12 protein-coding genes and 1 pseudogene are annotated in these 20397 nt (G+C 33.6%); 5 read left to right on the plus strand and 8 right to left on the minus strand.

Going from position 1 to position 20397, the window contains the following annotated elements:
* The 4 genes from UIB65_RS05255 to UIB65_RS05270 form a co-directional block, all read right to left on the minus strand.
* The coding region (locus tag UIB65_RS05255; RefSeq protein ID WP_330040053.1) for a hypothetical protein at positions 1-7282 on the minus strand (7282 nt) is incomplete at its 3' end.
* On the minus strand, positions 7266-7871 hold the full coding sequence (locus UIB65_RS05260) for a hypothetical protein (RefSeq protein WP_330040054.1): 606 nt from the start codon (positions 7869-7871) through the stop codon (positions 7266-7268). The genes UIB65_RS05260 and UIB65_RS05255, both read right to left, overlap by 17 nt.
* A gap of 146 nt (positions 7872-8017) precedes the next feature.
* On the minus strand, positions 8018-9145 hold the full coding sequence (locus UIB65_RS05265; protein ID WP_330040055.1) for a hypothetical protein: 1128 nt from the start codon (positions 9143-9145) through the stop codon (positions 8018-8020).
* 167 nt (positions 9146-9312) lie between these two features.
* Entirely contained in the window at positions 9313-14334 is a 5022-nt protein-coding gene (locus tag UIB65_RS05270) for a right-handed parallel beta-helix repeat-containing protein (RefSeq protein WP_330040056.1), read from the minus strand.
* Between the two features lie 201 nt (positions 14335-14535).
* Between UIB65_RS05270 and UIB65_RS05275 the strand changes: the two genes are divergently transcribed.
* Together UIB65_RS05275 and UIB65_RS05280 are read left to right on the plus strand one after the other, a co-directional pair.
* Positions 14536-16218, plus strand: coding sequence for a hypothetical protein (locus UIB65_RS05275; RefSeq protein WP_330040057.1), 1683 nt, complete (start codon positions 14536-14538; stop codon positions 16216-16218).
* Positions 16219-16278: 60 nt separating this feature from the next.
* The gene (locus tag UIB65_RS05280) at positions 16279-16803 is read left to right on the plus strand and encodes a YqhA family protein (RefSeq protein WP_330040065.1); all 525 of its coding nucleotides are present in this window, start codon (positions 16279-16281) and stop codon (positions 16801-16803) included.
* A gap of 54 nt (positions 16804-16857) precedes the next feature.
* On the opposite strand, the gene UIB65_RS05285 is transcribed toward UIB65_RS05280, so the two are convergent.
* Positions 16858-17388: a DUF367 family protein gene (locus UIB65_RS05285; RefSeq protein WP_330040058.1), complete on the minus strand. Its 531-nt coding sequence runs from the start codon at positions 17386-17388 to the stop codon at positions 16858-16860.
* On the minus strand, positions 17389-18057 hold the full coding sequence (locus UIB65_RS05290; protein ID WP_330040059.1) for a hypothetical protein: 669 nt from the start codon (positions 18055-18057) through the stop codon (positions 17389-17391).
* A 127-nt stretch (positions 18058-18184) separates the two neighbouring features.
* Here UIB65_RS05290 and UIB65_RS05295 point away from each other — a divergent pair, with 127 nt between their 5' ends.
* From UIB65_RS05295 to UIB65_RS05305, 3 genes are read left to right on the plus strand one after another with little or no spacing between them, the layout of a single operon-like run.
* The gene (locus UIB65_RS05295; RefSeq protein WP_330040060.1) at positions 18185-18892 is read left to right on the plus strand and encodes a hypothetical protein; all 708 of its coding nucleotides are present in this window, start codon (positions 18185-18187) and stop codon (positions 18890-18892) included.
* Positions 18893-18904: 12 nt separating this feature from the next.
* On the plus strand, positions 18905-19438 hold the full coding sequence (locus UIB65_RS05300; protein ID WP_330040061.1) for a nicotinamide-nucleotide adenylyltransferase: 534 nt from the start codon (positions 18905-18907) through the stop codon (positions 19436-19438).
* 48 nt (positions 19439-19486) lie between these two features.
* Positions 19487-19924, plus strand: a complete 438-nt coding sequence (locus UIB65_RS05305) for a molybdenum cofactor biosynthesis protein MoaE (RefSeq protein WP_330040062.1) — start codon at positions 19487-19489, stop codon at positions 19922-19924.
* A 152-nt stretch (positions 19925-20076) separates the two neighbouring features.
* On the opposite strand, the gene UIB65_RS05310 is transcribed toward UIB65_RS05305, so the two are convergent.
* Together UIB65_RS05310 and UIB65_RS05315 are read right to left on the minus strand one after the other, a co-directional pair.
* Positions 20077-20283, minus strand: a complete 207-nt coding sequence (locus UIB65_RS05310; RefSeq protein ID WP_330040064.1) for a TOBE domain-containing protein — start codon at positions 20281-20283, stop codon at positions 20077-20079.
* Positions 20284-20321: 38 nt separating this feature from the next.
* Positions 20322-20397, minus strand: a pseudogene (locus UIB65_RS05315) (molybdenum-pterin-binding protein); the annotation flags it as partial.

Raw genomic sequence — 20397 nt, forward strand, 5'->3', positions numbered from 1 at the left:
CATTAACACCAACAGACCCTGAACTACCGTAAGCATATGAAATCAGATTACTGTCAAAATCAATAGTAGAATCAACTCTGTTCACAGTAATTCCGACAGTTTTAGTTACAGCCACATGGTTGGAATCAGGAGAAGAAGTAACACTTAATGTATACTTGCCCACATCCAAACCAGAAACAATAATAGAACCATCTTTTAAATGAATTTCAGCTTCACCATGATTTAAAACACGAATATTTCCCTCTAAAAGAGTACCTCCAACTACATTAACACCAACAGAACCAGAACCCCCATAATCAAATACCACATCATTTGTAAAGTTTATAGAAGAACTGGCCTTAGTGACAATAACATCAATGCTGTTTGTAAAATCATTATGATTCTTGTCACCGATTGAAGTTACAGTTAATGTATAAGTATTCGCATTCAAACCAGAAACAGTTACAATATTACCGTTTAAGTGAATTTTAGCCTCGGGATGATTTAAAACAAGAATATTGTCCTTAGAAAGACTACCACCAACTATATTAACACCAACAGAACCAGAACCACCATAGACAAATGACAATTCTTTTTTATCAAATTCAACATTTGAATCAACTTTTTTGACAGTCACACCAACGAATCGGGTAACGGATTCATGATTGGAATCAGGAGCAGATGTGACACTTAAATTATAAAAGCCAACATCCAAACCAGAAACGGTAACCATATTATTGTCATTAATCTCAATCAAAGCATCGAAGCCAACAACCTTAATATCCTTGACATCAACACTGCACCCATCCAAAATCAGAGTAGTAATGCCTGAACCACCATAATCAAAGGATATATCATTAGTATAATCAATTTTAGATTTGGACTTGCTAACACTTACATTGATAGTTCCTGAAACGGAATTATGATTGCTGTCAGGGGTTGTAGTAACTTTTAAAGTGTAATCACCAACATCCAAACCGGAAACTGTAATCTTATTATCTTTAAATGTTGGTTTAGCCTCAGATCCAACAATAATAACATCACTAATAGAGATAGTACCTCCAACAACATTTACACCAACAGACCCTGAACTACCATAAGCATATGAAATCAGATTACTGTCAAAATCAATAGAAGAATCAACTCTGTTCACAGTAATTCCGACAGTTTTAGTTACAGCCACATGGTTGGAATCAGGAGAAGAAGTAACACTTAATGTATACTTACCCACATTCAAACCAGAAACAATAATAGAACCATCTTTTAAATGAATTTCAGCTTCACCATGATTTAAAACACGAATATTACCTTCAGAAAGAGTACCTCCAACTACATTAACACCAACAGAACCAGAACCACCATAATCAAATACCACCACATCATTTGTAAAGTTTATAACGGAGCTGGCTTTAGTGACAATAACATCAATGCTGTTTGTAAAGTCATTATGATTCTTGTCACCGATTGAAGTTACAGTTAATGTATAAGTATTCGCATTCAAACCAGAAACAGTTACAACATTACCATTTAACTGAATTTTAGCCTCAGGATGATTTAAAACAAGAATATTGTCCTTAGAAAGACTACCATCAACAACATTAACACCAACAGAACCAGAACCACCATAGACAAATGACAATTCTTTTTTATCAAATTCAACATTTGAATCAACTTTTTTGACAGTCACACCAACGAATCGGGTAACGGATTTATGATTTGAATCAGGAGCAGATGTGACACTTAAATTATAAAAGCCAACATCCAAGCCAGAAACTGTAACCATATTATTGTCATTAATATCAATCAAAGCATCGAAGCCAACAACCTTAATATCCTTGACATCAACACTGCATCCATCCAAAATCAGAGTAGTGGTGCCTGAAGAACCATAATCAAATGATATATCATTAGTAAATCCAACACTTGAATCGGATTTGGCAACAGTAATTTCTACTGTTTTGGTTACTGCTTTATGATTGCGGTCCGGAGTTGAAACAACACGCAAAGTGTAATTACCAACCGCTAAATTGGAAACTGCAATAGTATCTCCAACAACACTTATAACAGCTTCATTGTGATTGATGACACTAACTCCACTTCTTTCAACACTACATCCACTCATTATCACACCAGTTGAACCGGAACTTCCATAATCAAAGCTAACATTATTTTTAAATGACAGTTCACTATCTATCTTATTAACAATTATTGAAGTCGTACCTGTTACTGAATTATGATTCTTGTCAGGAGAGGTTACAACTCGTAAAATGTATGTACCTGCATCCAAATTGGAAACAGTAATTTCACGACCATTCAAACTGATTTTGGCATTATCATAATCATCAACACTAATTCCAGAATATTTAACATCCCCACCAATTACAGTTACATTTGTAGAACCAAAACCACCATAATCAAATATTACTGCATTAGTAAGACCAATAACAGAATCGACCTTATTTACAACAATATCAACATTGCGTGTAATAGGATTATGATTCTTATCAGGAGATGTAGTGACACGCAAGGTGTATCTACCTGCATCCAAATTGGAAACAGTAATCTTATAGTTATTTAAACTGATTTTAGCATTCTCCTCACCGACAACACTAATGCCTGAAAGTGAAACATCATCTCCACCAGCAGTGATTACAGTAGAACCAGAATCACCATAATCAAAGACAATATCATCACTTAAAACAAGTACTGAATCAACTTTATTGACATAAACATTAACTGTAGCATTTACAGCATTATGGTTGCTATCCGGAGTTGTGGTAACCTGTAAAGTGTAGCTACCGGCATCCAAATCACTAACGGTAATAGATTTGCCGTTGTAAGTAATTTTAGCATCACTCTGACCAATAACACTAATATCAGAAAGCAATAATTTACCACCATCTACACTAACACTTGTAGAACCAGATAAACCATAGTCAAATGAAATATCATTAAACTCAACAGTTGAATTAGCCTTATTTACAATAACCGGAACGGTTGCCTCAACAGATCTGTGATTTTCATCAGGAGTGGTAATGACTTTTAAAGTGTAAACCCCAACATTCAAATTTGATACGAAGATAATATTATTAGAAGTCATGGTAATATCTGCTTCACTGTGACCAACAATACTAATATCAGACGGTGAAACACCACCACCAATTACCTTAATCCATGTAGAACCAGAATCACCATAATCAAAGACAATATCTCCACCAAAGGTAACATTTGAAAGCATCTTATTAACAGTAATATCTAAAGATTTAGAAATTGCATTATGATTTTTATCCGGATTTGAAACTACAGTCAACATATAACTACCATAATTCAAATTGGAAATTGTAAATTCATTGCCATTATTTGTAATAATAGCTTCAGGATGGTTATCTACTCCAATTTTACCAACACTGCCTCCGCCAACAGTAATTTTAACTGAAGCGGAATCGCCTTGGTCAAATACCAATCCAGTTTCATTAAAGCTAATAGTTGAATCAATTTTATTAACAATAACGTTAATTGTTTTAGTTACTGATTTATAATTTTTGTTCGGAGTTGTTGTAACCTGCAAAGTATAACTACCAGCATCCAAACCAGAAACAGTAATTTCATTGTTTTTAAGAGCAATATTAGCTTGAGCACCAATAACTTTTATATTATTTAAATCAACACTACATCCAGTGAGAACCAAAGCTGTAGAATCTGAACCACCATAATCAAATGATAATGGCTGATTTACAAATATAACATCTGATGCAATTTCATTAACAGTTACACCTATAGTCTTGGTAACTGATTTATGATTATTATCAGGGGTTGTAGTAACCTGCAAAGTATAACTACCAGCATCCAAACCAGAAACACTAATAACTTTACCGCTGAAGACAACAGTGGCTTCAGGATGATTTAAAATTTTAATGTTATTTGAATTAATACTGCAACCACTAATCTCAATACTGGTTGAATCAGAACTACCATAATCAAAAACAATTGCTTTTGTAATATTTAAACTAGAATCAACCTTACCAACAGTAATTGATGTTGTTCCAGTGACTGCTTTATGATTATCATCAGGAGTTGTGGTAACCTGCAAAGTATAACTACCAGCATCCAAACCAGAAACACTAATTATATTATCATAAATGTTTATATTGGCATTAGGATGATTTAAAACCTGAATGTTACTGCGTAAAACAGAACCTCCAACAACATTAACATTAGAAGATCCAGTTTGACCATAATCAAAAGATATTGATGTTAGATTAATGCTTGAATCAACCCTATTAACTGTTATTGTTGTATTTACAGTGACTGCATTATGATTATCATCAGGACTGGATGTGACCTGCAAAGTATAAGTGCCTGCAGACAAATTAGAAACAGTAATTTTATTACCACTTAAAGCAATGATTGCTTCAGGATGATTTAAAATCCGAATATTATCCTTAATAATCTGGCAGCCATCAACATTGAATTCTACTGAACCGGATTTACCATAATCAAAAGATGTTGGGTTTAAGATAAGAGTAGAATCAATCTTATTTACAACGATATTGGTTGTGCGTGTTACAGAATTATAATTAGTGAACGGATCGGAAACCACTTTCAAAGTATAAACGCCAGCATCCAAACCAGAAACAGTAATTTCATTATTATTTAAAGAAATGATTGCTTCAGGATGATCAATAACGCTAATATCACTAAGTTTTACTGTACATCCACTAAGATACAGTCCAATTTTTCCACTGCCCAAATAATCAAACGTTAAAATCTCAGGAACAAAAGAGACAACTGAATTAACATTGTTGTTAATGACAATATTGTCTAATCTGGCAGTGTTGAATTCCATATATTCCCCATCAACATAAGCTTCAACGGAATAATTTCCAGGAGTAAAAGGCATTGTAAAATTTGCAATACCATATTCATCAGTTTTCACATTTCTAAACTGAGCATTAGGTTCAAAATGAAGAGTCACATTAAATCCTTTAAATACCTCTCCAGTTGTTATATTAAAAACTTTTATATGTAAAAGCCTGCAATCTTCATCCTGAGTAATTTTAATTTCACCCATGATTTTAGAAACATGAAAAATTAGCTCTGCATCATTCACTTTAACATAGGGAATGGAAACACTTGCATTAACATTATAACTTCCTGGAGGCAATGAAACTTCATAAGTCGCTGCACCCATTGAATTAGTGAATAAGGTTATAGGAGTATTATTAGCCAATATAATAATAATTGGAGCATCAACAATTGATTCATTATTTTTTAAATTTACTAAATGGAATGTTAAATTTGTATCACCATAATATTTACCTTCTTGAGCAATAGTTAACTCTCCTAAATATCTCACTACATTAACACTAACATTTATTGAAACTGGATAAAATGAATCATCACCAACAAAACTAACATTTATTACATAATTACCAAATTCAGTTAAATAATTTGAAATTTCAAAATTAGCTAAACCCTGCTCATTAGTTGTAACATTATACCTTTTATTACCTATTCTAAATGTTATATTTTTATTAGATAAGGGACCTCCAATATCAGATAAATTAGCAACCAAATAACCAACATCACCTTTAATAATATTTAAATCATTAACAGATAATGAAATACAATTTACAAAAATATTTGTAGTTATTGAACTTGAATCACAAATCTCATCACCACCAAAACTAGCAAAAACAGAATAATTACCTCCTTCAGAAAAATTAAAGCTAATTAACCCATCAGAATCAGTAGTTCTATTAATTTCATTTCCATTAATATTAAATGCAATTATTTTTCCCCCCATAGGACCAAACATATTAGATAATTTAAAAACTATAGTTTTATTATAATTACTCATATCCATATTTAAAAACATCTCATAATGATATTTCAAACCGATAGGAGGTTCATCAAAAATACAATTAACAATATCATACTTACAATTAGTACTATTAGAAATAGTAGAATTGACAAATGTACACATATTTATTATTTTAGTATTTAAAGTATACAAACAGATTCCACCACCTCGGTTAGCTGCATTATTAACAAAACTGCAATTCACAACAGAACCACTATCAAAGTAAATAGCACCTCCATCACCACCATTATTTTCTTCGAAAGTACAATTCACAACAGAACCTCCACTACTCAAATAAATAGCACCACCATATGGGGCAAAACCAGAAGCAACATTACCCATAAAAGTGCAATCTACAATAGAACCACCATTATCCAAATAAACAGCACCACCATACACTTTACCATATTTAGAATAAATAGAATTATCAATAAAAGTACAATTCACAATAGAACCACCACTACTCAAGTAAACAGCACCACCTTTAGATGTAGCGGAATTATTTATAAAAGTACAATTCACAATAGAACCACCACTACTCAAGTAAACAGCACCTCCAGAACTATCGGCATGATTATTAACAAAAGAACAATTCACAAAAGCACTGCCACTATCGCCAATAGAATTAAAGCTAACAGCACTTAAAGCATTAGTAAAAATTATGTCTTTAAAAACCACATTCCCCTTAGTAATTTTGAAAATTTTAGCTTTATTATCTGCATCAATAGTAAACCCATTACCATGAATGGTCACATCACGATTAATAGTAATACCCTCAATAAAATCAGAATCAGTATTTATAAACATGAAATTTTTAAATAGATAAATATCAGAATCAGTATTATTGTTTATTAATAAATTTAAATTTGAAAAAGAGTCTGAATTAATGAATGTTACATTATATGTATCATTTCCAGTTGTTGCACTATTGTTATAAAACTTATAATCACCAATAATTTTCGCATTATAAACAGCACCACCAAAACTATCTGCATGATTATTAACAAAAGAACAATCCACAACAGAACCACCAAAAATTGCACCACCACAATCTGCAGAATTATTAACAAAACTACAATTAATAAAATAACTCATTTTACTAGTCTCATCACAATAAATAGCACCAGCATTTTTAGCGTGATTACTCACAAAACTACAATTTATAACAGAAACAGCACCTACATAAATAGTACCGCCGTTGCTAGTAGCAGAATTATCAATAAAAATACAATCTTTAATATAAGAATTAGATTCCCTACTAATTAACCAAATAGCTGAACCACCTGGACCAGAGTATATATTCCCCAATGAATTATTAATAAAACTACACATTATAACTGAATAATCACTACCAGTAATAGCACCACCACCACGTGGAGAAGTGTTATTGACAAAAGAACAATTTACAACAGAACCACCTTTATTAAAAAAAAACAGCACCGCCAGTCATAGCACTACTTATGCCAATATTATTAATAAAACTACAATTCACAATATTACCACCCTTAGCAAAATAAATAGCACCACCACCAAGAGCAGAATTGCCAACAAAATTACAATTCATAACATAACCACCATCTACATTCTTAATAAAGTAAATAGCACCCCCTTTATCATTAGCAGAATTACCATTTTTAAAAGTAATATTGTTAAATGTAACTCCATTATCCGATACAATGAATAATCCCACATTTTTATTCCCATCAACTGTTGCATCATTTATTCCAACAAAATTCAATTGTTTATATACTGTAACAGTACTGTTAAACTGATAATAACCATCCAAAATAACTGTATCTCCATCACTTGCACTATCAACAGCTGTTTGAATTTCATCAAAAGTTTTAGGAGTATAATTTACACTTAAAATCTCTGTTTTTTCATTTACACTTATTTCATCAACTGTATTCACCGCAGTAATAACATCATCAGTTGCATTCAAATCACTTGCACTGACAGACGTTACAGTAAAAATACATAACATCAACAATATCATAACAAATACATTTCTTTTATTGAAAATTCTCATTCCTCCTATAAAATTGAAAATAAAAAATTTTTATTCGTTTACTATAGAATAATTTTTATTGAATATGTAATATAAGTCATATAAAGCAAAAGCTTTCATTAAAAAAAAAAAAGAAATTGGTAAAATAAAAGCAGAATTAACCGTTTTTATTTCAACCCATAGGATGTGTTGATTCCGTTTGAGATTTTCTCCCACCAAGAACCATACTTTTTGGCACTTGCCTTGAGAGTCACCTTAGAAGCAGCAGATCCAACATACTTAATATCAGCAGAGGTCACGCTAACCTTGTGAGTTCCGGCAGGCATCATATTGGTGGAATAAGCGCAAACACTTTTACCGTTACCATAGTTACCGGAAACCAATGTAACAGTCTTCATGTTTTTACCTGAACCAACAGTCATCTTGACCTTAACGCCGTTGACAAACTTCTTGCCGGACTTATCCTTAACCATGACTGAAACAGAAAATCCTTTAGAAGTGGTTCTGGAAATAACCTTAATCTTAACCGGAGTCTGTTTGACTACATTAATGGATGAGCTGACAGCCTTACAGTTATAGTTTTTATTTGAAAAGCTCACAACAACATTATGGTTTCCCAATGCCAATTCATTAATCTTGTTAAAGTAAGCAACACCTTTGGAATTGGTAGCGGTGGAAGTATAAGTCTTAAACTTCTTGCCTGTATAAACCTTCAAAGTGACTTTCACATTGGAAATTGCCTTACCTGTGGAATCCTTTAAAGTAATTGCCCACTTGCCATTTTTATTATAGGCAAAAGTCTGCTTTTTAACAGTAATCTGGGCAGTATCTTTACCTGCAACAGGAACAATCTTTTCAACAGAATTATTGACAAAACTGCAGTCCACACAGGATATGCCAGTGCCCTCAAATGCAATGCCATTCATGAAAGTGATATTTTCAAATACAACACCTTTCGCATTTACTGCAAATAATTTTATACTGTTATTTCCATCGATTGTAGCATTGTTTTTTCCAACAAATGTTAAAGAATTGTTAACTGCAATTGTATCTTTAAATAAATTGTATCCATCAATAGTTATTATGTCCCCATCGCTGGCATTATCAACTGCAGTTTGAATTTCACTGAAATTCTGTGGAGTATAGTTAACGCTTAAAATCTCAGGTTCATTATTTTTACCAACACTTAACTCAGGAGCATCTTCCAAACTTGCCCCATCATCAATTTGCGAAATCACCGTTTCATTTAAATCACTTGCACTGACAGATGTTAAGCCAAAAACACATAACACCAACAATATCAGAGCAAATAGATATTTTTTATTGAAAATTAGTATTCCTCCTAAAAATTTTATTCAATAAATATAGATATTATTCTATTGAATAATCAATATAAATCAGATAAAGCAAAAGCTTTCATTAAAAAAAAGAGAATGGTAAAATAAAAGCAGATATACCACTTTTATTTTAATCCATGAGATGTTGCTTTTCCGTTTGAGATTATCTCCCACCAAGGAGGTATCTTTTTGGCGCTTGCCTTGAGAGATACTTTAGAACTTGCAGATCCAGCATAATTCACAACAGCTGAAGTCACAGTAACTTTATGAGTTCCGGCAGGCATCATATTGGTGGCATAAGCACAAACACCTTTACCTTTACCATAGTTACCTGAAACCAATGTAAGAGCCTTCTTGTTTTTACCTGAACCCACAGTCAACTTGACTTTAACGCCGTTTACAAACTTCTTGCCGGACTTATCCACAACAATGACAGAAATAGTGAATCCCCTAAGATTTGATTTAGGAACTATTTTAAATTTCACAGGAGTCTGCTTAATCACATTAATAAATGAACTAACAGCCTTACATTTATATCCTTTATGTGAAAAGCTCACAACAACCTTATGATTGCCCAATGTTAATTCCTTAATCTTGTTAAAGTAAGCAACACCCTTGGAATTGGTAGCAGTAGAAGAATAAGCCTTGGCTTTTTTACCAGTATAAACTTTTAAAGTGACTTTGACCTTGGAAATTGCCTTACCTGTAGAATCTTTTAAAGTGATAGCCCACTTGCCAGCCTTTTTATAGGCAAAAGTCTGCTCTTTAACTGTAATTTTTGCAGTGTTTTTACTTACAACAACAGGAATAGACCTCACAACAGAATTATAATTACCATTAACCGGCTGAGTAGTGACCTTTAAACGATACTTGCCAACAGGCAAACCGGAAACAGAGATTACATTACCCTTAAGAACAGGCTTAACACTCTGGCCCTCAATACTCATACTGGCCACCTTACAGTTATCCAAAACAATTGGAGTGGAACCAGACTTAGAATACTTAAATGAAATGGAATCCTTAATAAAAACAATATCCGAATCAAGCTTATTTACAGTAACCGGCAATGTAGCAACAGCAGACCTGTGATTTTCATCAGGAGTAGATTCAACACGCAATGTATAGTTGCCTGCATTCAAACCGGAAATGCTAACAACATTATTATTGCTAATGCTAACCAAAGCTTCATTATGACCAATAACCTTAACATTGGAAAGTGATACAGTACAGCCCCCCAAAATCAAAGTTGTTGAGCCAGAACCAAGATAATCAAATTCAATCGGATTGGAAAATCCTACTTTTGAGCTGGCCTTATTGACAGTAACACCAACAGTACGAGTCACGGCATTATGATTGGAATCCGGAGTGGAAGTAATTCTTAAGGTATAACTGCCCACAGGCAAATTAGAAACACTCACAACATTACCCTCAAGCCTAATAACCGCTTCAGGATGATTATCAACCTTAATATTTCCCAAAGTAACACTGCAGCCGGTCATGGTCAAAGTGGCAGATCCGGAACCTCCATAATCATAACTAATCGCTTTTGAAAACTTGACATCTGAGTCGGCCTTGCTTACAGTTACGACAATAGTGTTGGTAACCGCATTGTGATTGGAATCAGGAACAGAAGTGATTCTTAAAGTATAACCCCCAACTGACAGATTGGAAACACTAACAACATTATTGTTAACATCAATTACTGCTTCAGGATGACCATCAACACTAACACCCTCACGAACAACACTACAACCGGTTAAAGTCAAAGCAGAAGAACCTGACTTGCCATAAACAAAAGATATTGCCTTGTCAAAACTGATTTTAGAATCAACCTTACTGACAGTGATTGTAGTAGTTTTTGTCACTGCCTTATGATTGGAATCAGGAGTGGAAGTAATTCTTAAAGTATAACTGCCCACAGGCAAATTGGAAACAGTGATTGCATTGTTTACAACACCTATGAAAGCTTCAGGATGATTGTCAACACTTACACCATTATAATCAACACTTCCACCATTGACATTCACATTGGTTGAACCGGACTCACCATAACTGAATGAAACAGGTTTTGCAATAGTAATAGCAGAATCCACCTTATTTACAGTAATACCCACAGTTCTTGTAACAGAGTTATGATATTGATCAGGAGTGGATACGACACGCAAAGTGTAACTGCCTGCAGCAAGACCAGAAACAGTAATCTTATTGCCACTCACAACAATAGAAGCTTCAGGATGATTATCAACACTAACCTTCTCACGAGTAACAGTACAACCCTCTAAAGTTAAAGTGGTGGAACCGGATTTCAGATAATCAAATACGATCGCATTATTGAATTTAACAACAGAATCATCCTTACCTGCAGTTGAAATCACAATGTTTTGCAATTCTGCAATTGGGAATTCCTTAAAACCATTGGAATCCACACTAGCCACAACACCATAAGTGCCCAAATCAAACATCAAAGGCACACTCACACAATCACTTGAATCAGTAGTAACAGTTGTCTCATAACCATTCGGATTGAACTGCAACTTCACAGGAATACCTTCATAAACATCACCATTGGCAGGATTAACCAACTTAACATTCAAAGTCTTATTATTATTGGAAGTGGAAAGCTCAATAACACCGGAAATCTTAGAAATCACAATATTATCCTGTTCAACAGCATTAACATCAACATTCTGAGCATCTACATAAGCCTTAACTGAATAATTACCTGGTTCAAATGAAGTCATAGAATATGTAAGAATACCATTACCACCTGTCTGATTATCTACAGTTTTATACAACTTACCATTCAAATAAATATCCGCATGAATTGGAACATCAGCCCTAACATTACCTGTTTTAAAGTCAACTACTTTAAATGACAATGATTTACCACCATTATAATAATTTTTACCTGACTGAGTAAGATTTAAAGTGGCTCTATACATATTTACCTTAACGTTAATTTTTTGTGAAACTGCATTGTTAACGGAATCCCCTTCATAACTAACAATAACCTCATGATTGCCTAAACCTCCAATATAATCATTAGCATTAAAACTAACAACACCATCAGAAGAAGTAGTTCTGCTATAACTGTTACCATTTACACTAAAAGTAACAATTTTATTTGAAAGAGGGCCTGCTACATTTGACAGAGTAGCTCGGATAGTACACTGTTCACCGTTGACAATGGAAAGGTCATCAGCAGACAATATTGTATTATAATGACAAATTACATCTTTTGGAGCTACATCAAAAATTGAATCCACAATTTCATATTTTTCAGAGCCAGGGAATGTGATTGCTTCTTGACCATTATAATTTGAATTTGTGAAATTTGAATTTTTAATTATTGTGTTTTTTGTAAATCCAATATCTAATGAATTACCATATAATTCTGCAGAACAGCTATCAAATAAACAGTCTGAAATATTTAAATTAGTTGCAGGATTAACATGAATTGCACCACCAGTCATTTTTGCATGAGAATTTATAAACTCACTATTGGATAAATTAAAGTTAGTCACATCATTAATAAAAAGTGAACCTGCAAAATTTCCAGAATCACTATCCTTGAAATACAAATCATTCAAATTGGCATTAGTTGTAGTTAAAATAAATACTGAACCTCCTGTGAGATTTGAAGATGAATTTAAAAAATCACAGTTATCAATAATTACATTTGGAACATTCCTGGAATAAACAGATCCCCCTTCTATATTTGAATAAGAATCAGAAAAATTACAATCTGAAATAGTTAATAAGTTTCCAGTATTGACTACCCTTACAGAACCGCCAAATCCATTTGATTTACATGAATCAAAGTCACAACCCAAAATATTTACATTAGTGCAAGAATCAGATGAAATAGCACCCCCATCATTGATGTCAGTGAAACATTCATAAAAATCACAGTCAATAATGTTTACATCTTTAACCCCAGAAATGTCCATAGCTCCACCATAAGTATGAGCTTGACACTTTTCAAAGTAACTGTCTTTAATTTTTAGATAATTTCCACCTTGTGAGTAAATCGCACCACCATATGATGATGCATGAACATTAGTAAAATTACAATTATTAACATTTAAAGTATTACCACCGTCCCAATAAACAGCTCCCCCTTTATTACTAGAAGTACAATCTGAAAATTGACTATCGGATATATAGATATTATTAACAGTACCCCAAAATCCTATTGGACCCCATAAACCTGAACAGCCCGCAAATTCACAGCCATCAACATAGATATAATTACTATTATAGGTATCTATAGCAGAATTACCTTCAGCAGATGATTTACAATTAACAAAACGAGAATTTAAAATTTTAATGTTGGAACTTCCTTCAATATGAATCACCCCACCATGATCCGCATTACAATATTTAAATGAGCAATTTTCAACTTTTGATGATGAAGCTTTATAAAACTGAATTGCACCACCATAACCTTGAATTGCACCACCATAACCTGCACTACAACCTTCAAAAGTACAATTTATAATTTCACCTGTTGTTTCTACCCTAATACCGCCACCATAATTGCCATAACAATTGGAAAAGTGTGAATTGGAAACCTTAATTCTGCCATTATCATCAGCCAATATTCCCCCTCCACCTTTTGAAGCGCGATTGTTCTTAAATGTACAGTTATCTACAGTCAATAAACCAGAAGAAACATAACAAGCTGAACCCCATTGTGCTCTTGCATCTTGAAGAATAAGATTTTTAAGAGTAAGATCAGCAGTAATAAGCAACATGGTTTTGTCATCACGCTGTTGAGTAGTTAAAATTGGATTATTCTCTCCAATAATAGTCAACGATTTAGATATTCTATAATCCCAAATGACATATGTACCTCCCCTTACAATAAGAGTATCACCAGAATTTGCTGCACTAATAGCAGATTCAATATTATCACCGGGATTTACATATCGAATAGTACTTAAAATATTTGAGTCATTACTTACGCCCAACTCATCACTTTTATCCAATGAAACAACATCACTATTATTTTCATCAATTGAAATAAACTCATTGTTTTCATTTTCAACAGATACAACATTACCTATATCATCAATAACACTTACATCAGTTGCATTCAAATCACTTGCACTGACTGACGTTATTGAAAAAATACATATAATCAATAATATCAATATGAATAAATTTTTTTTATTGAAAATTCTTATTCCTCCTAATAAATGTATTCGAAAATTTAATTCGTTTAATATAGAATAATTTTTATTGAATATCTAATATAAGTCATATAAAGCAAAAGCTTTCATTAAGACCTGTTAAAAAACCATTTATATTTAATAATACACATAATATTAAACAAGGTGCAGAGTATGGGTTTTAAAGACAGAATTGCAAAGGTTATTTCCTCTCCCGAAATTGATGAAAATGACATAGAAATGTTAATCAATAGCGGTTTAAAGGAAATCACTTTAAAAAAGGACATAGATTTAACCAAAACCGTCAATATCAACACAGACAACATCACAATTGACGGAAAAAACCATGCAATCACCTCAAACAGGGAACAAATCTTCAATATCGCAGGAGACAACATTACCCTGAAAAACATTACCTTTAAAAATGCGCATCCAGACCAGGCCGGAGGCGCCATCTACAACAGAAACGGGAAATTGCGAATCATCGAATGCAATTTCATAAACAACCATTCCGCCCGTGACAATGGTGGAGCCATCTACAATGAAAACGGCACCGTGATTATTGATGGATGTGATTTTAAAAGCAATACCGCTCGTTTTGGAGGTGCAATATACAACAAAAAGACACTGAAAGTGATGTTTTCCAATTTTTCAAACAACAACTCAACAAAGGGACCGTCAATATTCAATTCATCAGACTTGACTTTGGAAACCTGCAAATTTAAAAGAAACGACAAAGCACAGGACATTGAAGTTTATAATGTCGGAATCATTAACATCAAAAGTTTTCAAAAGGAGTTCATCAATGACATAACCCAAGGCGGATTCATACATATCAATTCAAATGATGCAAAATCACCTAAATACCTGAATGATTTGATTCGAAGCGGTGAAAGTGAAATCAAACTTGATTGCGATATTGAATTTGAAGGCAAAAATGAGATTGTCATTGACATCAACAATTTAAGGATTGACGGAGCGGGCCATAGGATTGACGCCATGGGAATGTCAAATATCTTCAAAATCACAGCAGACAATGTTTCTTTGTCAAACATTAACTTTAGAAACGGCACATCCAAAGAAGGCGGAGCCATAATCAACAAAGGCAAATCCCTGAGTCTGTTCAACTGCGATTTCGACAGCAATATTTCATCTGATGGAGGAGCCATCAAAAACGAGGGCACACTTGAGGCGAAAAAGTGCAACTTCAACAAGAACATTTCAAATCCCAACAATGGCGGCGCAATAAGCAATTGCGGAGATTTGAAGATGACTGAATGCAATTTTTTATACAATTCAGCCATTGGAAACGGCGGTGCCATCGACAACAGAAACATTTTAGATTTGAACAGGTGCTTTTTTAAATCAAACGTCTCTGAAAACGGAGGAGCCATCAACAATAGGGGAAATGTTTCACTGGAAAGATGCCAGTTTGAACGCAACAAAGCATTTAAACAGGGAAGCGTTCTATTCAATGACTCAAATGTCCGGATGAAAAACTGCAAATCCCTAAATAACATTTCAAACAAGTATTCCAACATCATATTTCAAAGTGATGATGAAAAAAGCAAGTTGATTATTGAAAAATGCGGATTTACAAGAGACAGCTTTAACAACAATTTGATATTTCTTGAAAACGGCAGGTCACATATCAAATCATCTCAATTTATAATCAAAAGAGATCACGAAGATTCATACATCATCTATAATGAAAATGCAATTGTTAAAGTTGAAAATATTGAATTTGAAAATGTTTCAAACAACTTGATATACAACAACAATATTCTAGAAATTGAAAAGGAAATTAAAGATTATGTAAAATCAGGTGATGAGAGCCTGAATATAAAATACTTATAGGAGGAGGACAATATTTCACTGAAAGACAAAAGGCACTGGCTGGAAGACAAATCTGAAAAACTGCTATTTGCAAGCAGATGGCTTTTATCTCCAATGTATATAATATTAATTTTAATACTGCTTTTAATATTATGGAAATTCGTAGGGGATGTAATCGACTTTATCCAGATAATGAATACATTGACTGATGACGAATGGATCATTCATGTTTTAGAATTGCTGGATTTGACTCTGGTAGCCAATCTGGTGGTCATTGTGGCATTTTCAGGCTATGAGAATTTCATATCAAAGATAGATGTTGCCGAAGAGCACAGGGATCGCCCTTCATGGATGGGTCGTTTGGATTTTTCAGGTCTTAAACTTAAAATCATTGGTTCTGTAGTGGCAATATCCCTTATCGAACTGCTGCAGGACTTTTTGAATGCAACATCAAACATTGACCCGAATGTTGAATTCTGGAGAATAGCTCTTCATTTGACATTTGTTTTAACAGGTTTGGTATTTGCAGGAATGGAGATATTATCCGAAAAAAGACATGAAATGAAAAACAAAGACCATTTGGCTGAAATAAAAAACAAGTTTTAATATTGTAGATTCAATCTACAATTATCTATTTTTTTATTTAGAAAAGAAAAAAAATTAATCTTTTGAATTGATGCCTTTTTCTGCTAAAAATTCATTTTGAACTTTAACGACTTCGGCGCTGCTGTCAGCTTCACTGTAAGCTTCAAGCAAATCATGATTTAACTCTAAAAAAGTATGACCCCATTTAAAGCCATCCATCAACTTTCGGGCTTCATCCTTGAAGCGGGTGATGTACAATGTGGCTGAAATGGCCTCGACTGTTGACAATATGCATGGTTTTCCGTAATTGACGGGATTTGTCGCCACCAAAAATGGAAGGGACCTGTGGTATTTTGAAAGAGAGAAGAATTTTTTAGAACTTGAAACCTCATTCCATGAGCAGTCAAGCCCTACAACTCCTCTTCTTTGAACATACCTGTAGTCTTCATAGGATACAGCTTTTTCAGCATATGGATTTAGGACAATGGCACCGGAAGGTATTTTGTTTATGTTATAAACCAGCCTGCATTTGCCCATTTTCTCCATTTTGATGGAAGTGCATTTTTTTCTGTCGCACTCATCTGCATGAAAAACTGTAATTTTCATCTACTGTGCTCCTGAAGATGAATCCAATGCGGAAGTGTTTCCTGCCTTGTACTGCTTGACAAGATTCATTTGCTGTGCAAACTGATCTGAAGTCAAACCGAACTCTTCATTTATGGCCGGAACCTTTTTACTTTCCTTCAATGTCAAGCTTTTAAGAAGCGGCTCGACGTAACCTTTATACACTTCACCGTAGGTATTTAATGCAGAGGTATTCAAATTAGTATCTGATCCTATAATCATATAAACCAAATAGCCTTGCTTTTCCTTTTGACATTGGCAAATAATAATATTCAATGTTTTATTTGTATTATTTCCTTCAACAGCTTGAGAGAAATAGATATTCCAATCATTTCCATTGAATGAGCGTTTTTCAGGATTCATTACACCTTGAACATAATATATATCCATCAGTGCAGTTGAATTGTCGACTGTGGAAATGTTATATGTTATGTCATGCTTTTCATCCTTATAGGATTCCATATACTCTGAAGAGTTGTTTACCAGTTTTGCATTTCCTGAAAAAGAACCTTCCATAAATGCATTGCTGAATTTGGTAGATTCTCCCATTACATTATTTCCAGAACCGCCAGTGGTAAAGAATATAGCACCTGCAATTGCAACAATTGCTATAACCACTATTGCGATTAAAATTATATTTTTAGTTTCCATTATGCGAACTCCATAATTTATATTAATATTTTTAGTTAATTCTCCATTATAAAGTTTAGTCAATCAAAAAAGTATTTTTATTAAAAAAAATAAAAAACAATATTAAAAATAAATTTTAGGTTAAAATATGAACAAGAAACATCAATATGAACTTCTGTTACTGGTTTTAATAACTGTCGTTATATTTAACCTTGCGGTTGTATTTAATTCACATGACAACAGCCAGACAAACACATATAACATTACGGAAGTCGGACACAATGATAATGGAACAGTATATAAGATTACCGCAGGCAATACTTCGTCAAACGAAACAGTTGCCATCCTCTTGGGCGTTCATCCAAGGGAGCATGAGATTCATGAGGCAATCAACAGGACCCTTGAGAACCTGACCAAAAGTGAAGACGGAAATCTTACCAAGAAATTCGTAATCTATTACGTTACAGTCAAAAACGAATTGACTTCACGTGATGATACACGACCTGCCGGAGAGTTGCTGGCAAACAAATTTGTCGTAAACAATGTCGCCAAGGACAATCCGTTCATAGTCGTTGACGTCCATGAAATCAATCCGGACTATGAATATTCCAATTTTATATTTTCACTATCCAACAAAACAGACAAGATCAATTCATATGTTGATAAACTATCAAAAGACGTCAATCTGGTCAACTATGAATTCAACGAAGGAACAAGTCCTGAAAAGGTAACAAAACCGATTGCCAAAAAAGGCATTCCAACATTTCTGATGGAAACATCAATTACCGATTCACAGACACAAAAACAGCAAACTGCAGTAAACCTGATAAATAGTTTAGATAGTCTAGAACCGTAAACAAGTGATACTATGAAAAACACACGTGGAATTTTAATCGGCAGAATGCAACCCGTCCATAACGGACATATCCAGGTGATAAACAAGATTCTTGAGGAAGTCGATGAAATTATCATCGGAATCGGCAGCGCACAGTTAAGCCATGAGCTCAAAGACCCATTCACAGCAGGAGAAAGGATTGTGATGATGAGCCAGGCACTGGCTGAAATGAATATAGATCCGAAAAGGTATTATATAATTCCTATGGAAGACATCAACTTCAATGCAATATGGCCGTCCCATGTTAAGATGATGACTCCTCCTTTTTCAATCGTTTATTCAGGGAATCCCCTGGTAAAGCAGCTGTTTGAAGAGGAAGGATTTGAAGTCAGACAACCTCCACTTTATGACAGGTTGCATTTGTCCGGAACAGAAGTCAGACGCAGAATTTTAGAGGATGGAAATTGGGAAGAACTGGTTCCAAAAGCTACCGCAGACGTGATGGCTGAAATCAGAGGCATCGAAAGATTGAAAAATCTGTCCGTAAAGGAAATAAGTGACATATAACAATAGTTATATATATTATAAAACCATATTATGAAATGGAGAGATAAAATGGTTGTACGTGTAATCGAAGCAAAAGAAGACAAAGTTACAACAGCAGACTTAATAGCTGAATTGAAAAAAAGTAGTAAAATAGATTATTCCGGTGCAATTTTCACATTTGAAGGAATTGTACGTGGAAAAGAAGAAAACATGAACTTGAAAAAACTCATACTGACAACTCCAGACAAGGACAAGACAAAATCAGAAATTGAAAAGATTGTTGAAAATGCAAAAATAAAATATAACGTTCACGAAATTTCAGTCGTCCACTACATCGGAGAATTCTATACTGGAGACATGCTGTTCCTTGTTGCGGTTTTAGGCGCACACAGATCAGAAACCCTTGACGCATTAAAAGAAGTAATCGAAACAGTAAAATATGAAGTTGAATTTAAAAAAGAAGAAATTTCTGAAGAAGGAACAAAAACAATCCTCGCCGGAGGTTAAAAATGATAATGACCATTATTAGAATATTAATATTATTTCTAATAATCTATGCAGTGGTAAAAGGATTTAAAACATTATTTAAAGCAGCAATAATTATATTCGTTATTTTAGTATTATTAGGATTATTAGGAATTTAATCCTAATTCCTAAACTTATTTTCCAATGATAACTTCAGTTGATTTGATGATTGCAGTAACATCATCGCCTTCAGACAAACCTAATTTTTCAACAGATTCTTTAGTAATAGCAGCAGTAATAACACCAGGTTCAGTGATCTCAATTTTAACATTAGCCATTACAGCACCTAATTCAACACCAGTAATTTTACCATTTAATTGATTTCTTGCACTTAATTTCATAATTTTCACATCCAATAATAATTTAATTCACAACAAACTTATTTTCCAATAATAACTTCAGTTGATTTGATGATTGCAGTAACATCATCGCCTTCAGACAAACCTAATTTTTCA

Source organism: Methanobrevibacter sp. (genome assembly GCF_036307625.1).
GTDB lineage: Archaea > Methanobacteriota > Methanobacteria > Methanobacteriales > Methanobacteriaceae > Methanocatella.

Excerpts from the sequence above, each read along its gene's own strand:
- UIB65_RS05260 (WP_330040054.1), bottom strand. The coding sequence starts at position 7,871 with ATGAGAATTTTCAATAAAAGAAATGTATTTGTTATGATATTGTTGATG.
- UIB65_RS05275 (WP_330040057.1), top strand. The coding sequence starts at position 14,536 with ATGGGTTTTAAAGACAGAATTGCAAAGGTTATTTCCTCTCCCGAAATT.
- UIB65_RS05285 (WP_330040058.1), bottom strand. The coding sequence starts at position 17,388 with ATGAAAATTACAGTTTTTCATGCAGATGAGTGCGACAGAAAAAAATGC.
- UIB65_RS05290 (WP_330040059.1), bottom strand. The coding sequence starts at position 18,057 with ATGGAAACTAAAAATATAATTTTAATCGCAATAGTGGTTATAGCAATT.
- UIB65_RS05295 (WP_330040060.1), top strand. The coding sequence starts at position 18,185 with ATGAACAAGAAACATCAATATGAACTTCTGTTACTGGTTTTAATAACT.
- UIB65_RS05300 (WP_330040061.1), top strand. The coding sequence starts at position 18,905 with ATGAAAAACACACGTGGAATTTTAATCGGCAGAATGCAACCCGTCCAT.
- UIB65_RS05305 (WP_330040062.1), top strand. The coding sequence starts at position 19,487 with ATGGTTGTACGTGTAATCGAAGCAAAAGAAGACAAAGTTACAACAGCA.
- UIB65_RS05310 (WP_330040064.1), bottom strand. The coding sequence starts at position 20,283 with ATGAAATTAAGTGCAAGAAATCAATTAAATGGTAAAATTACTGGTGTT.